Origin of the sequence: Actinoallomurus vinaceus, from assembly GCF_039542055.1 — a bacterium.
GTDB classification, from domain to species: domain Bacteria; phylum Actinomycetota; class Actinomycetes; order Streptosporangiales; family Streptosporangiaceae; genus Actinoallomurus; species Actinoallomurus vinaceus.
The window spans coordinates 369,102-390,155 of sequence record NZ_BAABHK010000004.1 but is presented as its reverse complement, the minus strand read 5'-3'; the positions used below and the strand labels follow the sequence as shown (position 1 = coordinate 390,155).

16 protein-coding genes are annotated in these 21,054 nt (G+C 71.7%); 10 read left to right on the top strand and 6 right to left on the bottom strand.

Features of this window, described 5'->3' with window-relative positions:
- Positions 1-107: 107 nt before the first annotated feature.
- Together ABEA24_RS17010 and ABEA24_RS17005 are read left to right on the top strand one after the other, a co-directional pair.
- A complete protein-coding gene (locus tag ABEA24_RS17010; protein WP_345431818.1) occupies positions 108-740 on the top strand; it encodes an NYN domain-containing protein in 633 nt (210 codons plus the stop codon).
- 172 nt (positions 741-912) lie between these two features.
- Positions 913-4,281, top strand: a complete 3,369-nt coding sequence (locus ABEA24_RS17005) for an NACHT domain-containing protein (RefSeq protein WP_345431817.1) — start codon at positions 913-915, stop codon at positions 4,279-4,281.
- Between the two features lie 8 nt (positions 4,282-4,289).
- Here the strand turns inward: ABEA24_RS17005 and ABEA24_RS17000 are convergent, their stop codons facing one another.
- The gene (locus ABEA24_RS17000; protein ID WP_345431816.1) at positions 4,290-5,405 is read right to left on the bottom strand and encodes an alcohol dehydrogenase catalytic domain-containing protein; all 1,116 of its coding nucleotides are present in this window, start codon (positions 5,403-5,405) and stop codon (positions 4,290-4,292) included.
- A 104-nt stretch (positions 5,406-5,509) separates the two neighbouring features.
- Here ABEA24_RS17000 and ABEA24_RS16995 point away from each other — a divergent pair, with 104 nt between their 5' ends.
- Positions 5,510-6,151: a PaaI family thioesterase gene (locus ABEA24_RS16995; protein WP_345431815.1), complete on the top strand. Its 642-nt coding sequence runs from the start codon at positions 5,510-5,512 to the stop codon at positions 6,149-6,151.
- A 65-nt stretch (positions 6,152-6,216) separates the two neighbouring features.
- Here the strand turns inward: ABEA24_RS16995 and ABEA24_RS16990 are convergent, their stop codons facing one another.
- From ABEA24_RS16990 to ABEA24_RS16980, 3 genes are all read right to left on the bottom strand, one after another.
- On the bottom strand, positions 6,217-6,831 hold the full coding sequence (locus ABEA24_RS16990; protein ID WP_345431813.1) for a hypothetical protein: 615 nt from the start codon (positions 6,829-6,831) through the stop codon (positions 6,217-6,219).
- 118 nt (positions 6,832-6,949) lie between these two features.
- Complete coding sequence (locus ABEA24_RS16985; RefSeq protein ID WP_345431812.1) at positions 6,950-7,720, bottom strand: SDR family oxidoreductase; 771 nt, start codon at positions 7,718-7,720, stop codon at positions 6,950-6,952.
- 449 nt (positions 7,721-8,169) lie between these two features.
- Complete coding sequence (locus ABEA24_RS16980) at positions 8,170-8,424, bottom strand: hypothetical protein (RefSeq protein ID WP_345431811.1); 255 nt, start codon at positions 8,422-8,424, stop codon at positions 8,170-8,172.
- Positions 8,425-8,512: 88 nt separating this feature from the next.
- Here ABEA24_RS16980 and ABEA24_RS16975 point away from each other — a divergent pair, with 88 nt between their 5' ends.
- Together ABEA24_RS16975 and ABEA24_RS16970 are read left to right on the top strand one after the other, a co-directional pair.
- The gene (locus ABEA24_RS16975) at positions 8,513-9,076 is read left to right on the top strand and encodes a hypothetical protein (protein ID WP_345431810.1); all 564 of its coding nucleotides are present in this window, start codon (positions 8,513-8,515) and stop codon (positions 9,074-9,076) included.
- Between the two features lie 67 nt (positions 9,077-9,143).
- On the top strand, positions 9,144-10,247 hold the full coding sequence (locus ABEA24_RS16970) for a hypothetical protein (protein ID WP_345431809.1): 1,104 nt from the start codon (positions 9,144-9,146) through the stop codon (positions 10,245-10,247).
- 70 nt (positions 10,248-10,317) lie between these two features.
- Here the strand turns inward: ABEA24_RS16970 and ABEA24_RS16965 are convergent, their stop codons facing one another.
- A complete protein-coding gene (locus ABEA24_RS16965) occupies positions 10,318-11,778 on the bottom strand; it encodes an MFS transporter (protein ID WP_345431808.1) in 1,461 nt (486 codons plus the stop codon).
- A 120-nt stretch (positions 11,779-11,898) separates the two neighbouring features.
- On the opposite strand from ABEA24_RS16965, the gene ABEA24_RS16960 reads away from it, so the two are divergent.
- From ABEA24_RS16960 to ABEA24_RS16950, 3 genes are all read left to right on the top strand, one after another.
- On the top strand, positions 11,899-13,965 hold the full coding sequence (locus tag ABEA24_RS16960) for a hydantoinase/oxoprolinase family protein (RefSeq protein WP_345431807.1): 2,067 nt from the start codon (positions 11,899-11,901) through the stop codon (positions 13,963-13,965).
- Entirely contained in the window at positions 13,955-15,820 is a 1,866-nt protein-coding gene (locus tag ABEA24_RS16955) for a hydantoinase B/oxoprolinase family protein (protein ID WP_345431805.1), read from the top strand. The genes ABEA24_RS16960 and ABEA24_RS16955 overlap by 11 nt, the downstream gene beginning before the upstream one ends.
- Positions 15,821-15,962: 142 nt before the next feature.
- Complete coding sequence (locus ABEA24_RS16950) at positions 15,963-16,802, top strand: TIGR03619 family F420-dependent LLM class oxidoreductase (RefSeq protein WP_345431804.1); 840 nt, start codon at positions 15,963-15,965, stop codon at positions 16,800-16,802.
- A gap of 329 nt (positions 16,803-17,131) precedes the next feature.
- Here the strand turns inward: ABEA24_RS16950 and ABEA24_RS16945 are convergent, their stop codons facing one another.
- Positions 17,132-18,817: a serine/threonine-protein kinase gene (locus ABEA24_RS16945; RefSeq protein ID WP_345431803.1), complete on the bottom strand. Its 1,686-nt coding sequence runs from the start codon at positions 18,815-18,817 to the stop codon at positions 17,132-17,134.
- 383 nt (positions 18,818-19,200) lie between these two features.
- On the opposite strand from ABEA24_RS16945, the gene ABEA24_RS16940 reads away from it, so the two are divergent.
- Both ABEA24_RS16940 and ABEA24_RS16935 read left to right on the top strand, forming a co-directional pair.
- Positions 19,201-20,424 (top strand): sensor histidine kinase, encoded by a 1,224-nt coding sequence (locus ABEA24_RS16940; RefSeq protein WP_345431802.1) that lies wholly within the window; start codon positions 19,201-19,203, stop codon positions 20,422-20,424.
- On the top strand, positions 20,421-21,026 hold the full coding sequence (locus ABEA24_RS16935) for a response regulator (RefSeq protein WP_345431801.1): 606 nt from the start codon (positions 20,421-20,423) through the stop codon (positions 21,024-21,026). The genes ABEA24_RS16940 and ABEA24_RS16935 overlap by 4 nt, the downstream gene beginning before the upstream one ends.
- Positions 21,027-21,054: the final 28 nt, after the last annotated feature.

Sequence of the window (21,054 nt, the reverse complement as noted above, 5' to 3'; positions counted from 1 at the left end):
CCTAATTATCGGGCGCTTCGCCCGATAGGCGAGTAAGTCCTTCCTGGGTATTCCTCGGTATGCTCATTGCCTCCGCTTGTATTGGTCTTTGGTTTGTGGAGGTAGTGATGCCTGACCGGGTGATCGTTTTTCTTGATTACCAGAACATGTACCAGGGGGCCCGCTCGGCGTTCCATGTGTTCGGCGCGCCGCACTGGCAAGGGCAGGTGGACCCTGTCCGACTGGCCTTGCACCTCGTGGCGGACAGCCCTTTCGACCGTGAGCTGGCCCAGGTGCGCATCTATCGCGGGCAGCCTGACAGCAAGCTCGACCCGAAGGGTTACGGTGCGAGCCGGCGCCAGCATGCGGCATGGCTTCGATCCCCGTATGTCCACCTTGTGACGCGGCCGCTGCGGTACCCGTCGGGATGGCCGACGAGAGGCCTTCCCGGAGAGAAGCCGACCGAAAAGGGGATAGACGTCCAGATTGCTCTTGATTATGCGCTTATGGCGGAACGCGGGCAGTATGATGTTGGAATTCTGATGTCCACGGATACGGATCTCAAGCCTGCTCTCGAAGAAGTCGCCGAGATGGCTCATGGGAAGGTACACGCACCACGACCAGAGGTGGCCGCGTGGGGTGCCGACGGTCGGCACAACAGGCGCCTATCCATCAAGAGCGCGCGTAATTTGTGGTGCCATTGGCTTGATAAGGCGACCTACCAGGCTGTGCAGGACTCAACGGACTACACCGTGCCGTGATCGCACCGCCGAGCGAGCGCCATGACGCACCGATGCGGGGCCTGGTCCTCGGATGCGGACAGCGAGATGGCGGCGATCACGCGGTCTCCGGCCCGGAGCCTTGCGGGGCGGAGCGGCGTCTAAGGCGCTGTATTCCGTCATAATGCGGGCGGGTCGTCATGGGAGGCTTCGCATGGCATTGGAGGCCGCGGCCGTCGCCGCCGGTCAGGCGCTGAGCCGTCACCTCGCCCAGGCATGGCTGGCCGGGTGGTCCGCCGAACGCGATCGGAAGCGCGACCTGGTCGACCTCATCCAGGTGCGGTTCCCCGACCGGATCGCGCGCCGCCGGTTCGAGCGGCAGATCGCCGACATCGCCGACCAGGTCGCCGAGCGGCTGCTGACCCTGTGCGGGCACGAGTACGGCGGGCTGCGCGAGAACGACAAGGCCGCCGCGCTCGCCGAGGTCGTCCAGACGCTCGCCGACGCCGACCTGTCCGATCAGGCCCTGCTCGCCACCGACCTCGACGCCACGCGCCTCGCCGCGCATGTACGGGCCGGGCTACCGCGCCGTACGATCGAGGGTCAGCTCGGGGAGGCCGGGGCGCGGCTGTACGACGTCGTGCTGGACGAGTGCTGCGACTGCTTCGTACGCATCGTCCAGCAGCTGCCGCAGTTCGGACCCAGGGCGTCCACCGAGACACTGGCGCGGCTGTCCGCCGTCGCCGACCAGGTGTCCCAGCTGCTGGCACGGCTGCCGGTCCGCACCCTGGAGGCGCCGGAGGGCACTGCCACCGACGACGCCTTTCGGCGCAGGTATCTCGAGCACGTCAGCACGACCCTGGACGTCCTGGAGCTGTTCGGCGTACGGGTCGAGCGGTACCGGCCCCGTACGACGCTGAGCGTCGCCTACATCAGCCTCAGCGTGTCCACCGACGAGGACACGGCAGAACGAGGGCGCTCGCGGCGGGCGTCGGGCAACGCACTCGGCATTGAAGCGTGGCGGAAGGACGAGGAGGCCGTAGAAGCGACGCTGCGCGTCGAGACCGCGCTCGGCCGGGCGCCGCTCACACTGATCCGTGGGGATGCGGGCTCCGGCAAGAGCACGCTCCTGCGCTGGCTGGCCATCTCCGCCGCGCGGGGCACCTTCACCGGGGACCTCGCCGACTGGAACGGCTGCGTTCCCTTCCTCATCAAGCTGCGCAGCCACACGAGCGGGCCGCTGCCGCCGCCGGAGCGTTTCCTCGAAGGCGTCGCCGACCCGATCGCCGGGCTGATGCCGGCGGGCTGGGTGCACCGTGTGCTCGGCGGCGGCCGGGCGCTGCTCATGGTCGACGGGGTCGACGAGCTGCCCGGTGCGCGGCGGCGCGCCGTACGGCAATGGTTGAGCGGGCTGCTCGCCGCGTACCCCGGTCTGCGCGCCGTCGTCACCTCCCGGCCTGCCGCCGCGAGCGCGGACTGGCTGGCGGGGGAGGGGTTCGCGACCGCCCTGCTGGAGCGGATGACCCCCGCGGACGTCAAGGAGTTGATCCGGCACTGGCACGAGGCCGTACGCGACGCGGGCGACCTGCCCTGCGCACCGGAACAGCTACCGGGCTTTGAAACCGCGCTGCTGGCGCGGATGGAGTCGGCCCCGCACCTGCGGGCGCTCGCGGGCAGTCCGCTGCTCGCCGCGATGCTCTGCGCGCTCAACCTCGACCGGGAGAAGCAGCTGCCGCGTGACCGGATGGGCCTGTACGCGGCGGCCCTGGACCTGTTGCTCGAACGCCGGGACGTCGAGCGGCAGATCGCGCTCGACGACGACATCGTTCTCGAACGCTCCCAGAAGATGCTCATCCTGCAGGATCTGGCCTGGCGGCTGTCGGTCACCGGGCGGACGGAGCTGCCCAAGGACGCGGTGGTCCGCTGGATCGGCAACAGACTCGACTCGATGCCGAGCGCCCCCGCCGACGCGGCGGCGGTGCTGGACCACCTGCTGGAGCGCAGCGGCGTGCTGCGCGAGCCGGTTCCCGGGCGCATCGACTTCGTGCACCGCACCGTGCAGGAGTACCTCACCGCCAAGCAGTTCGCCGACGACGGTGACCTGGAGCCGCTCATCGCCCAGGCGCACAAGGACCAGTGGCGCGAGACCATCATCATGGCGGCGGGCCACGCGAACGCCCCGCAGCGCGCCGAGCTGTTGACAGGCCTGCTCCGCCGGATCGAGGCCGAGCCGCGCAACGCGCGCCGCCTCAAGCTGCTCGTCGCCGGCTGCCTGGAGACCCTCCCGGCGATCCCCGTCGAGCTCCGAGGTGCCATCGACGCGTGCCTGGACGACCTCGTCCCGCCCCGCGACCTGGCGTCGGCGCGCTCCCTGTCGAACGTCGGTGAGACGGTCCTCGACCGCCTTCCCCGGAGCCTGGACGGCCTGACACCCGCCGCCGCGCGCGCCGTCGTCCGTACGGCCTGGCTCGTGAACGGCCCCCGGGCCCTCGACCTGCTCACCGGCTACGGCACCGATCCCCGCGAGCCGGTGCAGGAGGAACTCGTCAAGGGCTGGGAGTACTTCGACCCGGAGGACTACGCCCGGCGCGTCCTGGCCGATACCCCACTCGTGGACGGCCGCCTCTCCGCGCCGGCGCCCCGGCTGCTTGCTGCCGCCCGGCACGTCACCCGCCTCCGGTTCCTCACCTCGTTCGGCGGCGGTACGGTGACCGACCTGTCCTTCCTCCACGACCTCGGCCTGCCGCTCGTCGAACTGCGGGTCACGGGGATGGAGTCCGGTGATCTGTCTCCGCTGGCAGCCTGCGCCGAGAGCATCGAACGGTTGCACATCTCCGCGTCCGTCACCGTCGAGGACGTCACACCGTTGTGCCGGCTCCCAAGGCTGACGAGCCTCGTACTGCGCACCCCGGGTCTGACCGACCTGGGTTTCGTACGCGACCTCCCTGCGTTGCGCACACTGCACCTGGCGCACCTCGAGGACGTCACCGATCTGTCCCCGCTACGGGCACAGACCGCGTTGGAGACCCTCAGCCTCCACGACTGCTCCGCACTGACCGAGCTCGACTCGCTGCCCTTGCTGGACGGCCTGACGGGGCTGGAGATCCCCGGTTCGTCCGTCGACGCGGGGCTGGACGAACTCGTGCGACGGGCGCCGAAACTCCGCGCGCTTCAGCTCAACCACTCGCCCTGGGTGGATGATCTTCGCCCGCTCACCAGGTTGGATCTGACGAACCTCGGTCTGTGGGGCTGCCGCGGGATCACCGATTTCACCCCGCTGGCGGAACTCTCCGGCCTGCGATTCCTCGATCTGGAGGACACCGGAATCGATGATCTGACGCCGCTGGCCGGGCTGGTCGACCTGGAGACCTTCTGGCTCCGCCACTGCGGCGGTGTCGTCGACCTGACTCCGCTGAAGGGGTTGCGCAGGTTGCGAGAGCTCTACATCAAGGACGTCGCCCCGGGGATCGACCTCGCGCCGCTTGCGGGGCTCCGGCGGCTCACCGTCTACATCGAGCAGGGGCAGGACGTTCGGAACCGGGAGGCGCTCGGGCGCCGGGTCCATGTCGGCGGGACGTACTGAGCCGGACCTCAGTCGAAGACGATGACGGAACGGGCGACGGCGCCGCCGCGTACGTGGTCGACGGCGTCGTTGATCTTTTCCAGCGGTACGCGTTCGCTGACGAGGCCCGCCAGGTTGAGGCGGCCGCGGCGGTGCAGGTCGACCAGCATCGGGAGGTCGCGGCGGGGCACGGCGTCGCCGCCCTGGGTGCCCATGAGGCGCCGTGAGGCGAACAGCGTCTGCGGGGCGATGGACAGCGGCCTGCCCGCGGGCGGGCTGCCGACCATCACGGTCGTGCCGCCCGGTTGCGTCGCGGCGAACGTCTTGGCGAGCACGTCCACATTGCCGGTGACGTCGAAGGCGTAGTCGGTGCCGCCCCGGACGATCTCGCCGACCTGGGCGGGCAGATCCTCGGCGAGGACCGTGTGCGTCGCGCCGAACTCCTCGGCCAGTTTCAGCTTGGCGGGCACGACGTCGGCCGCGACGATCGTCGTGGCGCCCGCCAGGACCGCGCCCTGGACGACGTTGAGGCCGACGCCGCCGCAGCCGACGACCAGCACGCTCGAACCGGCCTCGACCTGGGCGGTGTTGAGCACGGCGCCGACGCCGGTGACGACGGCGCACGCGGTCAGGGCGAGCAGGTCGAGCGGCGCGTCGGCGCTCACCTTGACGCAGGCGGCCTCCCCGACCACGGCGTACTCCGCGAACGACCCGATGCCGATCATCGGGCGGGCGGGGACGTCGCCGACCGTGAGCCGGGTCGTGCCGTCGGCCATCAGGCCCATGATGGCGTTCAGCCGGGCGGGGCCGGAGCACAGGTGGACCTGGGCGCGCGAGCAGTTGCGGCAGCGCCCGCAGGGGCCGTTCATCGCGATGATCACGTGGTCGCCCGGCCGTACGCTCGTGACGCCGGGGCCCACCTCGGCGACCACGCCGGCGCTCTCGTGGCCGAGGACCAGTGGTGGCTGCCGTGCCACGGGGCTGTGGCCGTCGAGTGCCTTGATGTCGGAGCCGCACACCCCCGACGCGGCGATCTTCACCAGGACCTCACCGCTCTGGGGAGCGGAGACCCGGATGTCGGTGATCTCCATGGGGGCGCCGAACTCGCGGACCACGGCCGCGCGGGCCGTCAGATCTCCAGCCATGGACCGGACGTTAACACCAAGCATTTGCTTGGTCGAGATGCGGCCGAGACGTAATCGATCTCAGCCGTCTAGAATTCAGTTCGGTATCGAGGCGGGGAGGCCGGATGACCGGGGCCTGGGCGGCCATGCAGCGTGTCTTCGAAGAACGCGAGCGCCAAGAGATCGACGAGGGAAGGGTCGCCCGGCTCGCGGAGCTCGCGGCCCGAGTGCGGGAACTGTCGGAGCTGGTCATCCTGAGCCAGGCCGACGAGATGGAGATCGCCGCCGTCACCCGCGAGATCGAACTGCTGACCGCGCGGCTCGCCGCCGCGGGTAGGGGTATCCCGCCGAGCGCCGAGGTGGGCGACGGCGGCGTCGTCCGCCAGTTGGGCAGCCCGGTCACCGGGCTGCTCAACACGCTCGCCCCGCCGATCGAGATCCGGATCGGCGACGACGGCACCGCGCGCAGCGAGTTCACGCTCGGCCTGCTGTACGAGGGGCCGCCGGGATTCGTGCACGGCGGCGTGTCGGCCATGATCCTCGACCATCTGTCCGGATGCGCCGCGTCGGCCAACGGCACCCCGGGCATGACCGCAGGGCTGGACCTGCGCTATCGCCGGCCCACGCCGCTCGGCGTGCCCCTGTCCGCGGAGGCCAAGGCCGTACGGGTGGACGGCCGCAAGACGTTCGTCGACAGCCGCATCATCGGACCGGACGGGCGGGCCACCGCGGAGGCCACCGCGGTCTTCATCATGCCGACGAGGTAGCGGGAGAAGACGTCGGCATGCCCACGCGCTGAGCCTCACGGCGCGCACCGGAACGCGCTGCAGGCTCAGCGGGGCGGGGTGAAGGACGGTCCGCTCGTGGGATGGCCGGGCTCGGTGCGCTTCTCCAGCTCGTCCGCCATCCCGGCCAGTTCGAGTCCCTGCCGGGTCAGGTTGCGGCTCAGCCCATCCATGATCGTTAAAGTGACGTGCAGGAAGACGTCCGGCGCCAGCCGGCGGACCTCGGCGGCGTACACGCGGTGTGATTCGGGGCTGCCGGTCAGCGCCGCGAACACCCCGGTGCGCACCCGCTGGCTCATCGACCGCCACACCTGCTCCTGCTCGGGGCCGGCGCCCTTGCGCCACGGGCCGTCGTAGTCGAGCGTACGGACCAGGTCGCCGGCGGGCTCGCTCGCGCGCAGGTCCCACAGCACCGCCCAGAAGGCGATCAGCCAGTTCATTCCGGCGAGGACCCGCAGCGGATCGGTGTCCAGCGCGCCGAACAGCTCCGCCTGCGAGCCGGTGCCCTCCCGGAAGGCGAGGGCCTCGAGCCGGACGATGTCGTCCATCGCCAGCAGGTCGGGCGGCGGGCGGCGCAGCACGGTGGATCGGCCGGAGACGAGGTCGCGCAACTCGACCACGTCGGCCTCGGACAGGCGCGACCACGTGTACGACCCCGGCACGATCACCATCGTAAGACGCGACCCCGACGATATGGGTTTCGTCGGGCGTCAGGTGAACTGCCGGCCGCCGTTCACGCCGGGCGTCAGGTGAACTGCCGGCCGCTGTTCACACCGGGCGTCAGGTGAACTGCTGGCCGCCGTTGACGTCGATCGTCGCTCCCGTGATCGCCTTGGCCTGGTCGCTCGCCAGGAAGATCACGGCGCGGGCGACGTCCTCCTCGGTGGCGATCCGCCGGAGCGCCATCCGGCTTACATCGTGGTCGTGGATCGCCTGGAACGTCGTGCCCTCGTCCCGTGCCCGCGTCTCCATCCACGCCGTCAGGGTGTCGCTGGCGATCCAGCCCGGGGCGACGCAGTTCACCCGGACGCCCGAGGGGCCGAGTTCGTCGGCGAGACAGTGGGACAGCAGGTGCACGCCCGCCTTGCCGGTCGCGTAGTCGCTCCGCCCGGCGTAGCCCGTCCGGCTCGACATGGAGGTCACGTTGACGATGGAACCGCCGCCGGAGTCGATGATGTACGGGGCGAGGTAGCGGCAGGCGAGCAGGGTGCCGTACGTCGCCGTCTCCACCGCCGAGCGCCAGAGCTCGAGGTAGTCCGGGTCCATGTCGAGGACGTTCTTGCGGTGGGTGCCGGGGAACGCGGCGTTGACCAGTACGTCGATCCGTCCGAAACGCTCCATCGTCGTCCGGGCGAGGGCCTTGACCTGCTCGGCGTCGCGTACGTCCGCGGGCACCGCCAGGGCCCCCGTCTCCGCCGCCGTCTTCTCGAGGGTGTCCCGGGAGCGCGCGGAGACCACGACGCGCGCGCCTTCCTCGCTCATCAGCGCGGCGAGAGTGCGGCCGAGTCCGGGACCGGCCCCGGTGATGACTGCGATCTTTCCGGCCAGCACGCGACCTCCCGGGACGAGCGACGCCACATCATACCAAGCGGTCGCTAGCTTGGGGCCCCTAGGTACCTTCTGGGATGGATCACCAGCAAGGCGGCGGAATTTCTATTAATGGTCGGCACGAAAACGCGCGACGCGCCTTCCGTGACTTCCCGTGACGCCGTGCTACCGTCTGCCACGGAGAGTAACTTGATCTTCGCTGCAAAGAGTGAGCGGGGGCGTCTTAACGGCGTTTCGGTCAGCGGGTACTCGCGGTGGGAAGCCGCGTTTCAAAAGGAATGATGCACCATGCGCAATTTTCGCATAAGCGTCGCGGTTCCACCCTCGGTGGCGAAGAGGGTGACGGTCTCGGTCGCGACCGGCTCCCTGAGCGTCATTGTTGCCGCGGCCGCCTCATCCCTCGCCTCCGCGACCGCGCAGGAGGACGGAGCGCCCAAGGTGACCGCGGCGAGTCATGATCCGTGGCCCGACACCCATGAGCCCGGTGCGAACGCCTGGCCGAAGGTGCGCAAGGCGCTCCACCGCCACCATGTATCCCCAGGCTTCATCGCGGGCCGGACGAGGCGTCCGACACCGACGCCCAGCCCGTCCGTGACGGCTACCTCGACTTCGACGGCCACCGCCAGTCCGTCGGCCAGTCCGTCGGCCAGTGCGTCGGCGTCGCCCAGCGCGTCGGCGTCGGCCTCCAGCAGCGCGGACGGGATCAACGTCTCGGTCGATGCGACGCCGAGCGGGTCGGTGTCCCCGACGCCGACGGCCTTCCCGATACCTCATCGTCCGCGGCTGAAGACCTTCGTGGTGCCGCCGTGCGAGCCGGGGGTCTTCTTCTCCATTCGCTTCCAGAAGCCGGTGGACCTGTTCGTCCCGAACTCCTACTACGTGGACGGTCCCGGCGGTGACATGCAGGTCTGGATTCGGCGGGTGCATCTGGTCCGGCTCCACGTCGAGCTGGAAAAGGAGGCCGCTGCCGATTTCAATATTCAGAACTTCATTGCGAAAATCAGGAAGAACCTGCGGCCGGAGGTCGAAGAAGAACACTCCGTGGAGAGCGGGCACCAGTACACCACCCACATCTCCAAGGGGATGATCGGGCATATGCGGTACCGGGTGTTCGGCCTCAGGCTCGGCTTCGACCAGTGGCGGATCTTCCACAACTGCGGCCGGCTGCGGATCAACTCCGGGGTCGCGACGTTCCCGACCATCCGGGAGGGCTGGAGGTTCTGGGAGACGAGGGCCTGGCCGAAGGCCGAGAAGAAGAAAGCAGCAGGTGCTCCCAAGGGACGCAAGAACCGTCTCTTCGGTGAGGTGACCGCGGGATTCGGCGGGCCGCTGCGCCGCCATGTCACAGGCATCCGGTGACCGAGGCCCGACAACCGTCGGTACGGCCTTCCCCGGTGGAAGCCGCGTTTCAAAGGAAAGATGCATCATGCGCAATATCCGGATGACCACCGCGGTCCCACCCTCGATGGCGAAGAGGGTGACGGTTTCGGTCGCGACCGGCTCTCTGGGCGTCATCGTTGCCGCAGCCGTCTCCTCTCTCAGCCCCGCCACCGCGTCTCCGGGGGACGGGCCGCCCAAGGCGGCCGCGGCGAGCCATGATCCGTGGCCCGACACCCACCAGCCCGGTGCGGGCGCCTGGCCGAAGGTGCGCAAGGCTCTCCACCGCCACCGTGGGGTGCGCGCGGTCATGGCGGGCCGGACGCGGACGCCCACGCCCAGCCCGTCCGTGACCGCGACCTCGACGGTGACCGCCAGTCCATCGCCGACCGCGACGGCCTCACCCAGCGCATCGGCAAGTGCTTCGGCGTCGGCCTCCAGCAGCGCGGGCGGGATCAACGTCTCGGTCGATGCGACGCCCAGCGGGTCGGCGTCGCCGACGCCGACGGCCTTCCCCATCCCGCATCGTCCGCGGCTGAAGACCTTCGTGGTGCCGCCGTGCGAGCCGGGGGTCTTCTTCTCCATTCACTTCCAGAAGCCGGTCGACATGTTCGTCCCGAACTCCTACTACGTGGATGGCCCGGGCGGTGACATGCAGGTCTGGATCCGGCGGGTGCATCTGGTCCGGCTCCACGTCGAGCTCGAAAAAGAAGTGGACACCGATTTCAATATTCAGAACTTCATCGCGAAAATCAGGAAGAACCTGCGGCCGGAGGTCGAAGAAGAGCACGTGGTGGAGAGTGGTCACCAGTACACCACCCACGTCTCCAAGGACATGATCGGGCATATACGCTACCGGGTGTTCGGTCTCAGGGTCGGCTTCGACCAGTGGCGGATCTTCCACAACTGCGGCCGGCTGCGGATCAACTCCGGGGTCGCGACGTTCCCGACCATCCGGGAGGGCTGGAAGTTCTGGGAGACCAGGGGCTGGCCGAAGACCACCGCGAAGGCCCCGAAGGGCGGGGCGCAGGCCAGGGGCGTACGCCCGGCCCGCGCCATCACGGGGCGCAAGCCTGCCGTCGAGCATCAGGGGCCCGGGGCGCTGCCGACCACCAAGAAGTACCCGAGCGCCACCGCGGGTACCCGCCGGTGATCGCAGCCTGACGAAACGCCGATACGGCCCTCGCCGACGTCCTGTCGGTGAGGGCCGTGTTCGCGCGCCGTCATCCCGCGAGGTGCTCGGCTCCGGACGCCGTCCGCGGGCTCCCCGTGGGTGCGGACCGCCGGGACGGCAGCGACCGGGTGATCGCGGCGGTGACGCAGCAGATCGCCGCGATGATGAGGAGGCTCACGGTGAACGCCGCCGTGTACCGGCCCGCTCCGAGCACGTTGTAGTAGGCCACCCCGACGACCGCCACCCCGATCGCGCCTCCGGACTGCAGGGCGGTCGACACGACCCCCGACGCGGAGGCGGCGTGGCGGTGATCGACCTCCGACAGGGCCACGGCGGCCAGCGGGGAGAGCAGCAGCCCCATGCCGACGCCCGCGACGACCAGCCCGGGAATGAGCCAGGCGACGTTCCCCGCGGTGCCGGTCTCCGCGGCGGTCGCGGCGAGCAGGCCGTACCCCGCGGCCAGGGTCAGGGCGCCGAGCGCCAGGACCCGGTGGCCGAGCCGGGCCGCGGCCCTGGCCGCCACGCCGGAGGACGCGAAGTAGCCGACGCCGAGCGGCACGAAGATCAGACCCGACTGGAGGGCGGACAGTCCGTGGCCGTCCTGCAGGTAGAGCGCCAGCACGAGGAAGAACGACGCCACCGCCAGCTGGCTGACCAGCGCGAGGCCGACCCCGGCGGCGAAGGCCCGCCCGCGGAACAGCGGGAGGTGGACCAGGGCCCGCTCGCCGATCCGCCTCTGGTGGAGGACGAACACCGCCAGCACCGCCGGCGCGGCGGCCAGGCAGAGCCAGGTCCACAGCGGCCAGCCCTGCTGCCGGCCCATCACCAGGGGAAGGACGACCAGGACCAGGCCGGTCGAGACGAGCGCGGCGCCGACGGGGTCGAGGCGGGTGCCGTTGCCGGCCCGCGACTCGGGCACCACCTTGAGGGCGGCGGGCACGGCGACCACGCCGATCGGCACGTTGATCAGGAAGATCGCCCGCCAGCCCAGCCCGGCGACGTCGGCGTGGATGAGCAGCCCGCCGATCAGCTGTCCGAACACTCCGCCGAGGCCCATCGCCAGCCCGTACGCGTTGAACGCCCGGGCCCGGTGCTCCCCGGTGTAGACCGTGTTGACGATGGCCAGGACCTGGGGCATCAGCAGGGCGGCCGCCGCCCCCTGGACGACGCGCGCGCCGATCAGGACGCCGGCGGTCGGGGCGAGGCCGCACGCCAGCGACGCGAGCGTGAACAGGCCGAGGCCGAGGGCGTACATCCGCCGCCGCCCGTACAGGTCGCCGAGGCGCCCGCCGGTGATCAGGCCCGCGGCCAGCGCCAGGCCGAATCCCGCGACGATGAACTGGATCGCGGCCGGTCCGGCGTGCAGGTCCCGCTGGGTCGCCGGGATGGCCACGTTGACGATGAAGAAGTCGAGGGTGGTGATGAAGGTGCCCGTCAGCAGGACCAGCAGGGGCGCCCATCCGGGGGCGGCCGTCCTGCGGTGGACCGGGCGTTCCAAGGTCGTCGTCATGCGGCAACCTTCGCGTGTGGGAGGTCATCCGGTCGATTACCTGACAGGTAGCGGCGTTGACAGCCGTTCGGCGGCTCCTTACGCTCACCAAGCGGGCGCTAGGTTGGGTGGAGGTTCTGCGTGGCGGCACTGGCCAGTGACATCGGAGGCACCTTCACCGACGTGGTCCTGGTCGCGGACGGCCGCGTCCACGTGGCCAAGACCCTGACCACCCCGGACGATCCGACCGAGGGCCTGCTGCGCGGCGTCCGCCGCGTGCTCGCCGACGCCGGGGTCGCGGCCGCGTCCGTCGGCCGGTTCACGCACGCGACCACGCTCGCCACCAACGTCATCCTCGAGCGCCGGGGCGCCGCCGTCGCGTTCGTCACGACGCGCGGCTTCCGCTCGATGCTCGCGCTCGGCCGCCAGGCGCGCGTCGAGGAGGAGCGGTACGACCTGGCGTTCTCGCCGGGCGAGCCGCCGGTGCCCCTGACGCACACCTTCGAGGTGCCCGAACGCCTCGCCGCCGACGGCACCGTCCTCACCCCGCTCGACGAGGCCGCCGCGTGCCGGGTCGCGGAGCGGATCGCGGGCCTCGGCGTCGCGGCCGTGGCGATCTGCCTGCTGCACTCTCACGCCAACGACGCGCACGAGCGGCGGCTGGCGTCCCTCATCGCTGAGCGGCTCCCCGACGGCACCCCCGTCGTCATCTCCTCGGAGGTCTGGCCCGAACTCGGCGAGTACGAACGGGCGACGACCACGCTCATGTCCGCGTACGTCGGCCCCGTCATGGCCGCCTACCTCCGCCGCCTGCGCGACCGCCTTGGCGAGCTGGGCATCACCGCGCCGGTGCACGTCATGGAGTCGGCGGGCGGCGTGCTGCCCGCCGAGCTGGCCGCCTCCCGCGCGGTCTACACGATCGAGTCGGGTCCGGCGGCCGGCGTCGTCGCGGCGACCCGGGAGGGCGCCCGGCGCGGGCTGACCGACCTGATCTCCTTCGACATGGGCGGCACGACCGCCAAGGCGGGCCTCGTACGCGGCGGCAGGCCGGGCGTCACCCACGAGTTCCAGGTCGGCGGCAAGGGCAGCTTCGGCGGACGGCGGCCGGGCACCGGCGTGCCCATCAAGGTGCCGGCGATCGACCTGGCCGAGGTCGGGTCGGGCGGCGGCTCGATCGCCTGGGTGGAGTCCGGCGCGCTCCGCGTCGGACCGCGGTCCGCCGGCGCGGCGCCCGGTCCGGCGTGCTACGGGCGGGGCGGCACGCTGCCGACGGTCACCGACGCCGACCTGGTGCTCGGCTACCTCGACCCGGAGGGCTTCGGCGACCTCCGGCTCCGTCCCGACCTCGCCGAAGAGGCCATCGCCCGGCACGTCGCCAAGCCGCTCGGCGTGGAGGTCGTCGAGGCGGCCGCGGCGATCCACGACATCGCGGGCGCGCAGATGGGCACGGCGGTGCACGTCGTCACCGTCCGGCGCGGCATCGACCCGCGCGGCTTCACCCTCGTCGCGCTGGGCGGCGCCGCCCCGACCCATGTCGTCGGCCTCGCGGAGCGGTTCGGGATCCGCCGGGTGCTCGTCCCCGCCCGCTGCGGCGTCGGATCGGCCGCCGGGCTGCTCCACGCCGACCTCGCCATCGAGCGGTCGCGGACCTTCCTCGCGCGGGCGGCCGACATCGACCCGGCGGCGCTCGAGGCCGCGCTCGCCGACCTGGAGACGGCCTGCCGCGCCGACCTCGGCGTACGCGACGCGGGATGCCGGGTCGCGCGCTCCGTCGGGCTCCGGTTCGCGGGACAGGCGCACGCCTTCACCGTCGAGTTGCTCCCCGGAACGGTGACCCGCGAGACCGTCGACGCCGCCGTCGCGGAGTTCTACGCCCGGTACCGCGAGTCGTACGGAATCGATCTGCGCGATCCGGCCGAGCTCACCGTCGCCCGGGCGCGCGTGTCCCTGCCCGCCGGCGCCGCGGACGTCCGCGCGGCGGACACGTCACGACCCGCGCCGGACCGGGCCCGGCGGGCGTGGTTCGGGGGAGCGTTCCGCGACGTCCCGGTGCGCGAACGGGCCGGCTGCGCCGCCGGGGAGCGGTTCACCGGGCCGTGTGTCATCACCGAGCCGCAGGCGTCCCTGCTCGTACCTCCCGGCTGGACCGGCCTGGTCGACGAGCACGGCGCCGTGTCCTTGGAGAGGGAGACCGCAGGTGACCGATGACCTGACCGCGGAGATCCTCCGCAACGCCCTGCGCGTCGCCGCCGAGGAGGCGAGCATCGTCGTCGTACGCTCGGCGTACTCCACCTTCATCGTCGAGGGCGCGGACGCGGCGGCGGCCGTCCTCGACGCCCGCGGGCGCCTGGTCGCGCACTCGCTGTCCACCGCGCTCATCCAGTGCGCGAGCCTGCGCAGCGCCCTCCCGTACGTCATCGACGCCTACCCGCTCGACGCCATGCGCCCGGGCGACGTCTTCTGCCTCAACGACGTGTACCAGGGCGGGGTCCACGCCAACGACCTGCTGGTCTTCCGGCCGGTCTTTCTCGACGGGACGCCCGCCTACTTCACCGGCACGCTCATCCACGTGGCGGACCTGTCGGGCCTGTCGGCCGGTGGCATGGCCAGCGACGCCACCGACGTGTTCCTCGAAGGCCTGCAGCTGCCACCGGTCCGGATCGCCACCGCCGACGGCTGGGACGACGGGCTGACCCGCGTGCTCGCCGCCAACAGCCGCACGCCCGACAGGTTGCTCGGCGACCTGCGGGCGCTCGTCGCGGGCGTCAACGTCGCCGCCCGCCGCCTGGAGGAACTCGCCGCCGGACCGGCCATCGCCGGCCAGGGCCTTGGGGATGACCAAGGCGTCGTGGACGGTCAGGGCGTCGTGGACGGTCAGGGCGTCGGCGTCGGTCAGGGCGTCGGCGGCCAGGGCCTCGGGGACGGCCAGGGCGTCGCCGGCCAGGGCGTCGGGGATGGCCAAGTCGTCGTGGGCGGTCAGGGCGTCGGCGACGGTCAGGGACTCGCGGCCGATCAGGGTCTCGGCGACGGTGAGGGTGTCGCCGCCGGTCAAGGTCTCGCCGCCGGTCAGGGTCTCGCGGCCGGGATCGACGCCTATCTCGCGCACACCGAGAAGCGGATGCGCGCGGAGCTCGCGCGGCTGCCGAAGGGGACCTACGAGGGCGAGTACGCCGTCGAGGACGGGGACGAGCGGCACTGGGTCCGCGTCGCGGTGACCGTCCACGGCGACGGGGTGCTGGTCGACTTCACCGGCACCGACCCCCAGGTCCCGAAGCCGGTCAACTCGGGCTTCTCCCAGACTCTCGGTGGTGTCCTGTACGCGCTGCGCTGCTTCGTAGACCCGTCGCTGCCGATGAACGAGGGCTGCTTCGCACCGGTCGAGGTGCGGATGCCCGAGGGAAGTCTGGTCAACTGCACGAAGCCGTACCCGGGCGGCGGCCGGTGGGGGACGGTCGCCGCCGCCGAGGAGGCGATCTTCGCGGCGCTCACGCGGGCGCTGCCCGGTCGCGGCGCGGCCGCCTCCGGCATCCTGCAGGCCTTCAGCCTCAGCGGCGCCACGAGCCCGTGGCTGCACATGGCGTTCGAACTCGGCGGCATGGGCGCGCGGTACGGGCGGGACGGGCCGGACGCGACCGGCGCGCTGTTCGGCGGCGGCCGCAACATCATCCCGCAGGTCGAACCGATCGAGGCCCGGCTGCCGGTGCGGGTCGAGGAGGTCGCGCTCGTCCCCGACTCCGGCGGACCAGGCCGCTGGCGGGGCGGGCTCGGCACCCGTACGGTCATCCGGGTGCTGGAGGACGCGCGGGTCGACACACGCGGGGACCGGCTCCGCCACCCGCCCGCCGGAGCGGCGGGCGGCGGGCCCGGCCGGGCGGGCGGCTACCATCGCGAGCGCCTCGACGGGACCCGCGAACCACTCCCCGCCAAGGCGACGCGCTCGCCCCTGCGCGCGGGCGAGGCCCTGGTCATCGAGACGTCCGGCGGCGGCGGATACGGCGACCCGGCCGAGCGCGACCCTGAGGCCGTACAGCGAGACCTTTTCGATGGGAGGGCGACGCGGTGAGGTTCAGCGTCCCCGGGTCTCGTGGACCTGGGCATCTGGCGGGACCCTTTCGAGGGGAGGCCGACCTGGTGAGGTTCGGCGTCATCTTGGGCCTCGTGGTCCTGGGCGTTCGGCGGGAACTTCTCGATGGGAGGGTGGCCCGGTGAGGTTCGGCGTCCCGCTCGGTCTCGTGCACCCGGGCATCTGGCGGGACCTGACCGTCGAGGCCGACCGGCTCGGCTTCGAGTCGGTATGGATGCCCGAACATCTGGTCTTCGCGACCGACCTGTCGACGGCGACGTACCCGGGGACCGACCGGCCTGGCATCGTGCCGTCCACACCGCTGTTCGACGCGCCCGCCTACCTGTGCGCGCTGGCCGCCGTCACCGAACGGATCCGCCTCGGCACGGCCGTGCACCTGTTCGCGCTGCGTCATCCGTTCGTGAGCGCGCGGGCGTTCGCGACGCTGGACCACGTCTCGGGCGGGCGCGCCGTCGCCGGGGTGGGCGCCGGGTGGTACGCGGGGGAGTGGGATGCGGCCGGGATCGACTTCGCGAGCCGGGGACGGCGGCTGGACGAGGCCATCGATGTCGCCCGCCGCCTGTGGACCGAGGACGTCGTCGAACATCACGGGGAGTTCTTCGACTTCGACGAGGTCGCCTTCGAGCCAAAACCGCGCGGCATTCCGATCCTCGCGGGCGGTGAGTCACCGGCCGCGCTGCGCCGCGCGGTCACCCGGTGCGACGGGTGGATCAGCATGCCGCACACCGTCGAGTCGATCCGTCCGCAGCTCGAGCGGCTCCGACGTCTCCGCGCGGAACGGCCGAACGACCGGCCCTTCGAGATCACCGCGCACGCGTACGAGCTGTCCGGCCCGGACGAGGTCGGCGCGTGGGCCGAGCTGGGCGTGGACCGGCTGATCGTACGGCCCTGGACGCGCACCGGCGAGGCCCTCACCGGCCTGAAACGCTTCGCCGATCAGTACGAGATCGGCGGTCGCTGATTCGCCGACGTCACGACGACTCGATGTACGCGTCCCGGTCGTGGCGCGGCCGTCCACCGAAAACGGACGGCGGGTACGGGGCGTGCTGGTCCGGGGCTGTGGCGGGCATCGGCATGGTGCCGTCTGTCGCCGTCGCTGGGCGTGCTGGTCCGGAGTCGCGGTCGGCATCGGTCACATGGCCGCCTGTCGTCGCCGCTGGACGCGCCGGCGCCGCTCAGCGTCGCGCCGCGAGGAGCAGGCCGACCGCACGCAGCCGCCGCCTCATCGGCGCCGCCGAGCGGCGCCAGGGCACCCGCGCGGCAGCCGGCGCCAGGGCGCACGGAACCGCGTCAGCCGCTCTTCGGGCGTGACCAGCTGGTCGCCGTCCACGTCAGCGCGTACGACGAGGGCGACCTGGCGACGAGCTTCATGAAGACGACGCGATCGTCGTTCATGTAGCACATCTCCGCGCCGCGGCGCAGTTCGCTGAAGGAGGGCCCGCCGCCCGCGGGCTGCCGGGTCACCGCGGTCTCGCAGGCGGCCCCGTCCAGGTCGCCCGTGACCATGGCGACCTCGCCGGCGTGCACCTGGATGGACGGGGAGCCGAATCCGCAACCGATGTACTCGAGCGGCATGCCGGCCGCGCCGGACACGTCGGTGTTCACCGTGGGCCCCTGCTCGTCGAAGTCGAAGCCGTTGGTGAAGCAGCCCCCGCCGGGGAGGGTGAACCGGACGCCGGTGAACTCCTGGAGGTAGGTGGCTGTGGGGGCCGGAGTCGGGGCGGTCGCGGGGGAGCCGCCGCTCCCTGCGACCGCCGCGCCGGAGGTCGGCGCGCTCGAGGACGTGGGGCCCGGGCCATGACCGCCGGGCCCCGAGGTGAGGGCCCCGACGACGACGGCGGTACCGATGACGGACGCCGCCGCGATCCCGACGACCGCCCCTGTGGGCACCCCCCGTCTCGGCGGGGGACCCGCCACCGGCAGGGTGGCGGGCGATGCGTGCGGCGTGACAGGTGGAGACGCGGGCGAGGCGGCAGGCGGGGACGCATGTGGGGCGATGGTCGGCGGCTGCGGTGAGGCGGCCGGCGCCGGGCGCGCACCGGCCGTGCCGGGTTCGGGCGTCGCCGGGCGCTCCTCCGGCGGCCGTACGGGGTCATAGGCCGGGAGCGTCGCGGCGAGCGCGTCCGGCAGCCAGGATCCGGCGAGATCCGGTGTCGGATCGCCGGACTCGGCGCGCGCCACCTCGATGATCTCCGCCAGGTCCGGGCGTGCCTCCGCGTCCTTGGCGAGGCACCGAGCGGCCAGGTCGCGCAGCGCTGGAGGGCAGCCGTCGAGGTCCGGAGACTCGTTGAGGATCCGGTACAGCAACGCGGCCTCAAGACCCTCGCCGAACGCCGGCCGGCCGGTCGCCGCGTACACCGCCAGCTGGCCCAGTGCGAACACGTCGGTGGCGGGCGTCGCCGGCCGGCCGCGGACCTGCTCGGGGGACATGAAGGCCGGGGTCCCGACCCGCACCCCGGGACGCGTCACCGCCGTGACGTCGGCGGCCCAGGCGATCCCAAAGTCGATCACCCGGGGACCGTCGGCGGCGAGGAGGACGTTCGAGGGCTTGAGATCCCGGTGGATGAGGCGCGCGGCGTGGATCGTGGACAACGCCTCGGCGACCGCACCGGTCAGCCGGAACACCATCGACGCCGCGAACGGCCCCTGTCCGGCCACGGCCTGCTGCAACGAGGGGCCTGCGACGTAGGCGGTGGCCATCCACGGCGTGGGCGCGTCGGCGTCCGCGTCGACGACCGTTGCGGTGTACAGGCCCTGGACGCGTTGCGCAGCGGCGATCTCCTGCCGGAACCGGCGCCGGAACTCCTCGTCCGCGGCGAATTCCGGGCGGACGACCTTGATGGCGATGGCCCGTCCTCCGGGCGTGAACGCCAGGTACACGTTTCCCATCCCGCCGGCGCCCAGCCGCGCGTGCAGCGGATAGGAGGCGACCATCCGGGGGTCGTCCGGTCCCAATGGGAAGAATCTGGACTCCACGCGCACCTTTTCCGCTGGATTCGGGGTCACACGGGCATCGCGACCGCCCACCGGCGGTCGGTCCCAAGGATCGCGACGCCGAGCCGTCGCGTCATGTCCCCAAATTGGGGGACATGACAGACCGCTGTGCCGTGCGCCATGGTGAGCCGGCGACCAAGGCGTGGTCCTGGCTGAGTATGGGCGCCATTCGATCCCAAGGTGGCCGTGAGCCCGTCGGCGACCGGCTTCGAGAATTCCGGCCGACGGCCCGCCGCGTCATGTCCCAAGAACTTGGGACATGACGGCCGGCGCGCCGTGCGTCACGGTGGGCCGATGCGGTACGGCGTCGGCGGCGGAGCTGTCACGATCTTGAAGGCGTCTCGCGAATGCATGAGGAGTGCCGCATGGTCCCGGATCCCGTCGGCGTGCAGCAGGCCGATCGGCTGGTGGCCCACGCCTGCGTGGTGATCCGGGCGGCACTGCTGGCGCAGTTCTGCCTCGCGGTACTCGTCGAGGACCGGGGGTTTCATTCCGTCCAGGGGCTGTTCATCGCGGCGGCCGTCGCGGAGAGCGGGTGGCTCTCCTGGGTCCTGCTGACCCGCCCCGGGCGGCCGAAGCCGATGGTCGCCGTCGCGGACGCCGCGTTCGGCGTCGCCGCGTTGGTGTTCGGAGCCTGGTCGGCGCCTCCGAACGCCTCGCACTTCTGGGGAAACGCGATGTACCCCTTCACGCTCGTGTCGAGCGGCGCCGTCCTGGCCGCGATGTGCGCGACCGTACGCGGCACCATGATCGCGAGTACCACGCTGGCGTTCGCCTATGGCACCGGCATGGCGTGGTTCCACGAGATGGACCCGGCCTACGCGGTCAACATCTCCATCGACATGCTGACCTACGTGCCCTTCGCCTGGGTCGCGCGATGGCTCGGCACCGAAGTGGGGGCGGTCGGCGCACGCCTGGACGTCATGCAGGAGGAGGCCGTACGCAAGGCGGAACAGCTCACCCAGGCCCGGGAGCAGGCGAGGCACGAACAGGAGGTGGCGGCGCTTCGACTGGCCGCCACCGAGACGGCGCTGGCGGCCGAGCGCGAACGGCTCGAGAACATGGCCTCGTTGCACGACCGGGTGTTGCAGACCATGGAGACCCTCGCGCGGGACGGTGTCCTGCCCGATTCGCGGCTGCGCTCGCACGTCGCCGTGGAGGCGCGCTGGCTCCGCCGGTTGATCGAGGAGGGTGGCCGGCGTGAGGACGGTTCCCTGTCCGACCGCCTGTGGTCCGTGGCGGAGGAGTTCGAGCGGCTGGGGCTGCGAGTGGAGTTCTCCGCGCGCGGTCCGGCGGTCGCCATCGCCGAGCCGTGCGTGCACGCGCTCGCCGAAGCCGCCCGCGAGGCCCTCAACAATGTCGCCAAGCACTCGGGCGCGGCGTACGCGGTGATGCGGGCGGTGGTCGAACCCGCTCGCGTCCTGGTCACCGTCGTCGACACGGGCTGCGGCTTCGACCCGGACGCGGTGCCGTGGGGCACGGGCCTGACCGACTCCGTCAAGACGCGCCTCGGGACGGTGCACGGCGGCTTTCTCGTCGAGTCCGCTCCGGGCGAGGGGACCCGGGTCGAATTGTGGATACCGACATGATCCGCGTCGCAATCGTCGACGATCATCCGATCGCCCGCTGGGGGATCGAGCACGTCTTCGCCTCCCGCGACCTCCTCCAGGTCGTCGCCGCGGTGGCGGAGACCGAGGAACTGGCCGGGTCGCCCGCCCCGGACGTGGTTCTGCTCGACCTCTATCTCCGGGAGGGCCTGCCGGCGCTGGAGGCGATCCGCGATCTGTCGGGACGGTGCCGCGTGCTGGTCCTGTCGGCGTCCTCCCGTCGCTTCGACGTGCTGGCGGCGCTGCGGGCGGGAGCGTCCGGCTACCTGACGAAGGACGCACCTGAGGGCGTCCTGGTGGAGGCGTTGCGGACGGTGCACGACGGGGGCTTTTATCTCTCGCCGCATCTGGCCGACCTGCTGGCGGAGGACCCCCACGACGCGCGACCGCGGCTGACGGCGCGCGAAGAAGAGGCGCTGCGCTGGGTCGCGGAGGGATTCACCCACGCCCAGGCCGCCCGGCGGATGGGCATCAGCGTCTGGACGTTCGAGACGCACCTGCGCCGGGTGCGCGCCAAGTTCGGCATCGGCAACACCGCCGAATTGACCCGCTTCCTGCTTGAACGGGACCCGAGGGAGGACTGATCGGCGCAGGCGGAGTGGACTGCCGGCG

What these genes read in the sequence shown, in the direction of transcription:
- ABEA24_RS17010 (WP_345431818.1), top strand. Translation starts at nt 108, where the DNA reads ATGCCTGACCGGGTGATCGTTTTTCTTGATTACCAGAACATGTACCAG.
- ABEA24_RS17005 (WP_345431817.1), top strand. Translation starts at nt 913, where the DNA reads ATGGCATTGGAGGCCGCGGCCGTCGCCGCCGGTCAGGCGCTGAGCCGT.
- ABEA24_RS17000 (WP_345431816.1), bottom strand. Translation starts at nt 5,405, where the DNA reads ATGGCTGGAGATCTGACGGCCCGCGCGGCCGTGGTCCGCGAGTTCGGC.
- ABEA24_RS16995 (WP_345431815.1), top strand. Translation starts at nt 5,510, where the DNA reads ATGACCGGGGCCTGGGCGGCCATGCAGCGTGTCTTCGAAGAACGCGAG.
- ABEA24_RS16970 (WP_345431809.1), top strand. Translation starts at nt 9,144, where the DNA reads ATGCGCAATATCCGGATGACCACCGCGGTCCCACCCTCGATGGCGAAG.
- ABEA24_RS16965 (WP_345431808.1), bottom strand. Translation starts at nt 11,778, where the DNA reads ATGACGACGACCTTGGAACGCCCGGTCCACCGCAGGACGGCCGCCCCC.
- ABEA24_RS16940 (WP_345431802.1), top strand. Translation starts at nt 19,201, where the DNA reads ATGGTCCCGGATCCCGTCGGCGTGCAGCAGGCCGATCGGCTGGTGGCC.
- ABEA24_RS16935 (WP_345431801.1), top strand. Translation starts at nt 20,421, where the DNA reads ATGATCCGCGTCGCAATCGTCGACGATCATCCGATCGCCCGCTGGGGG.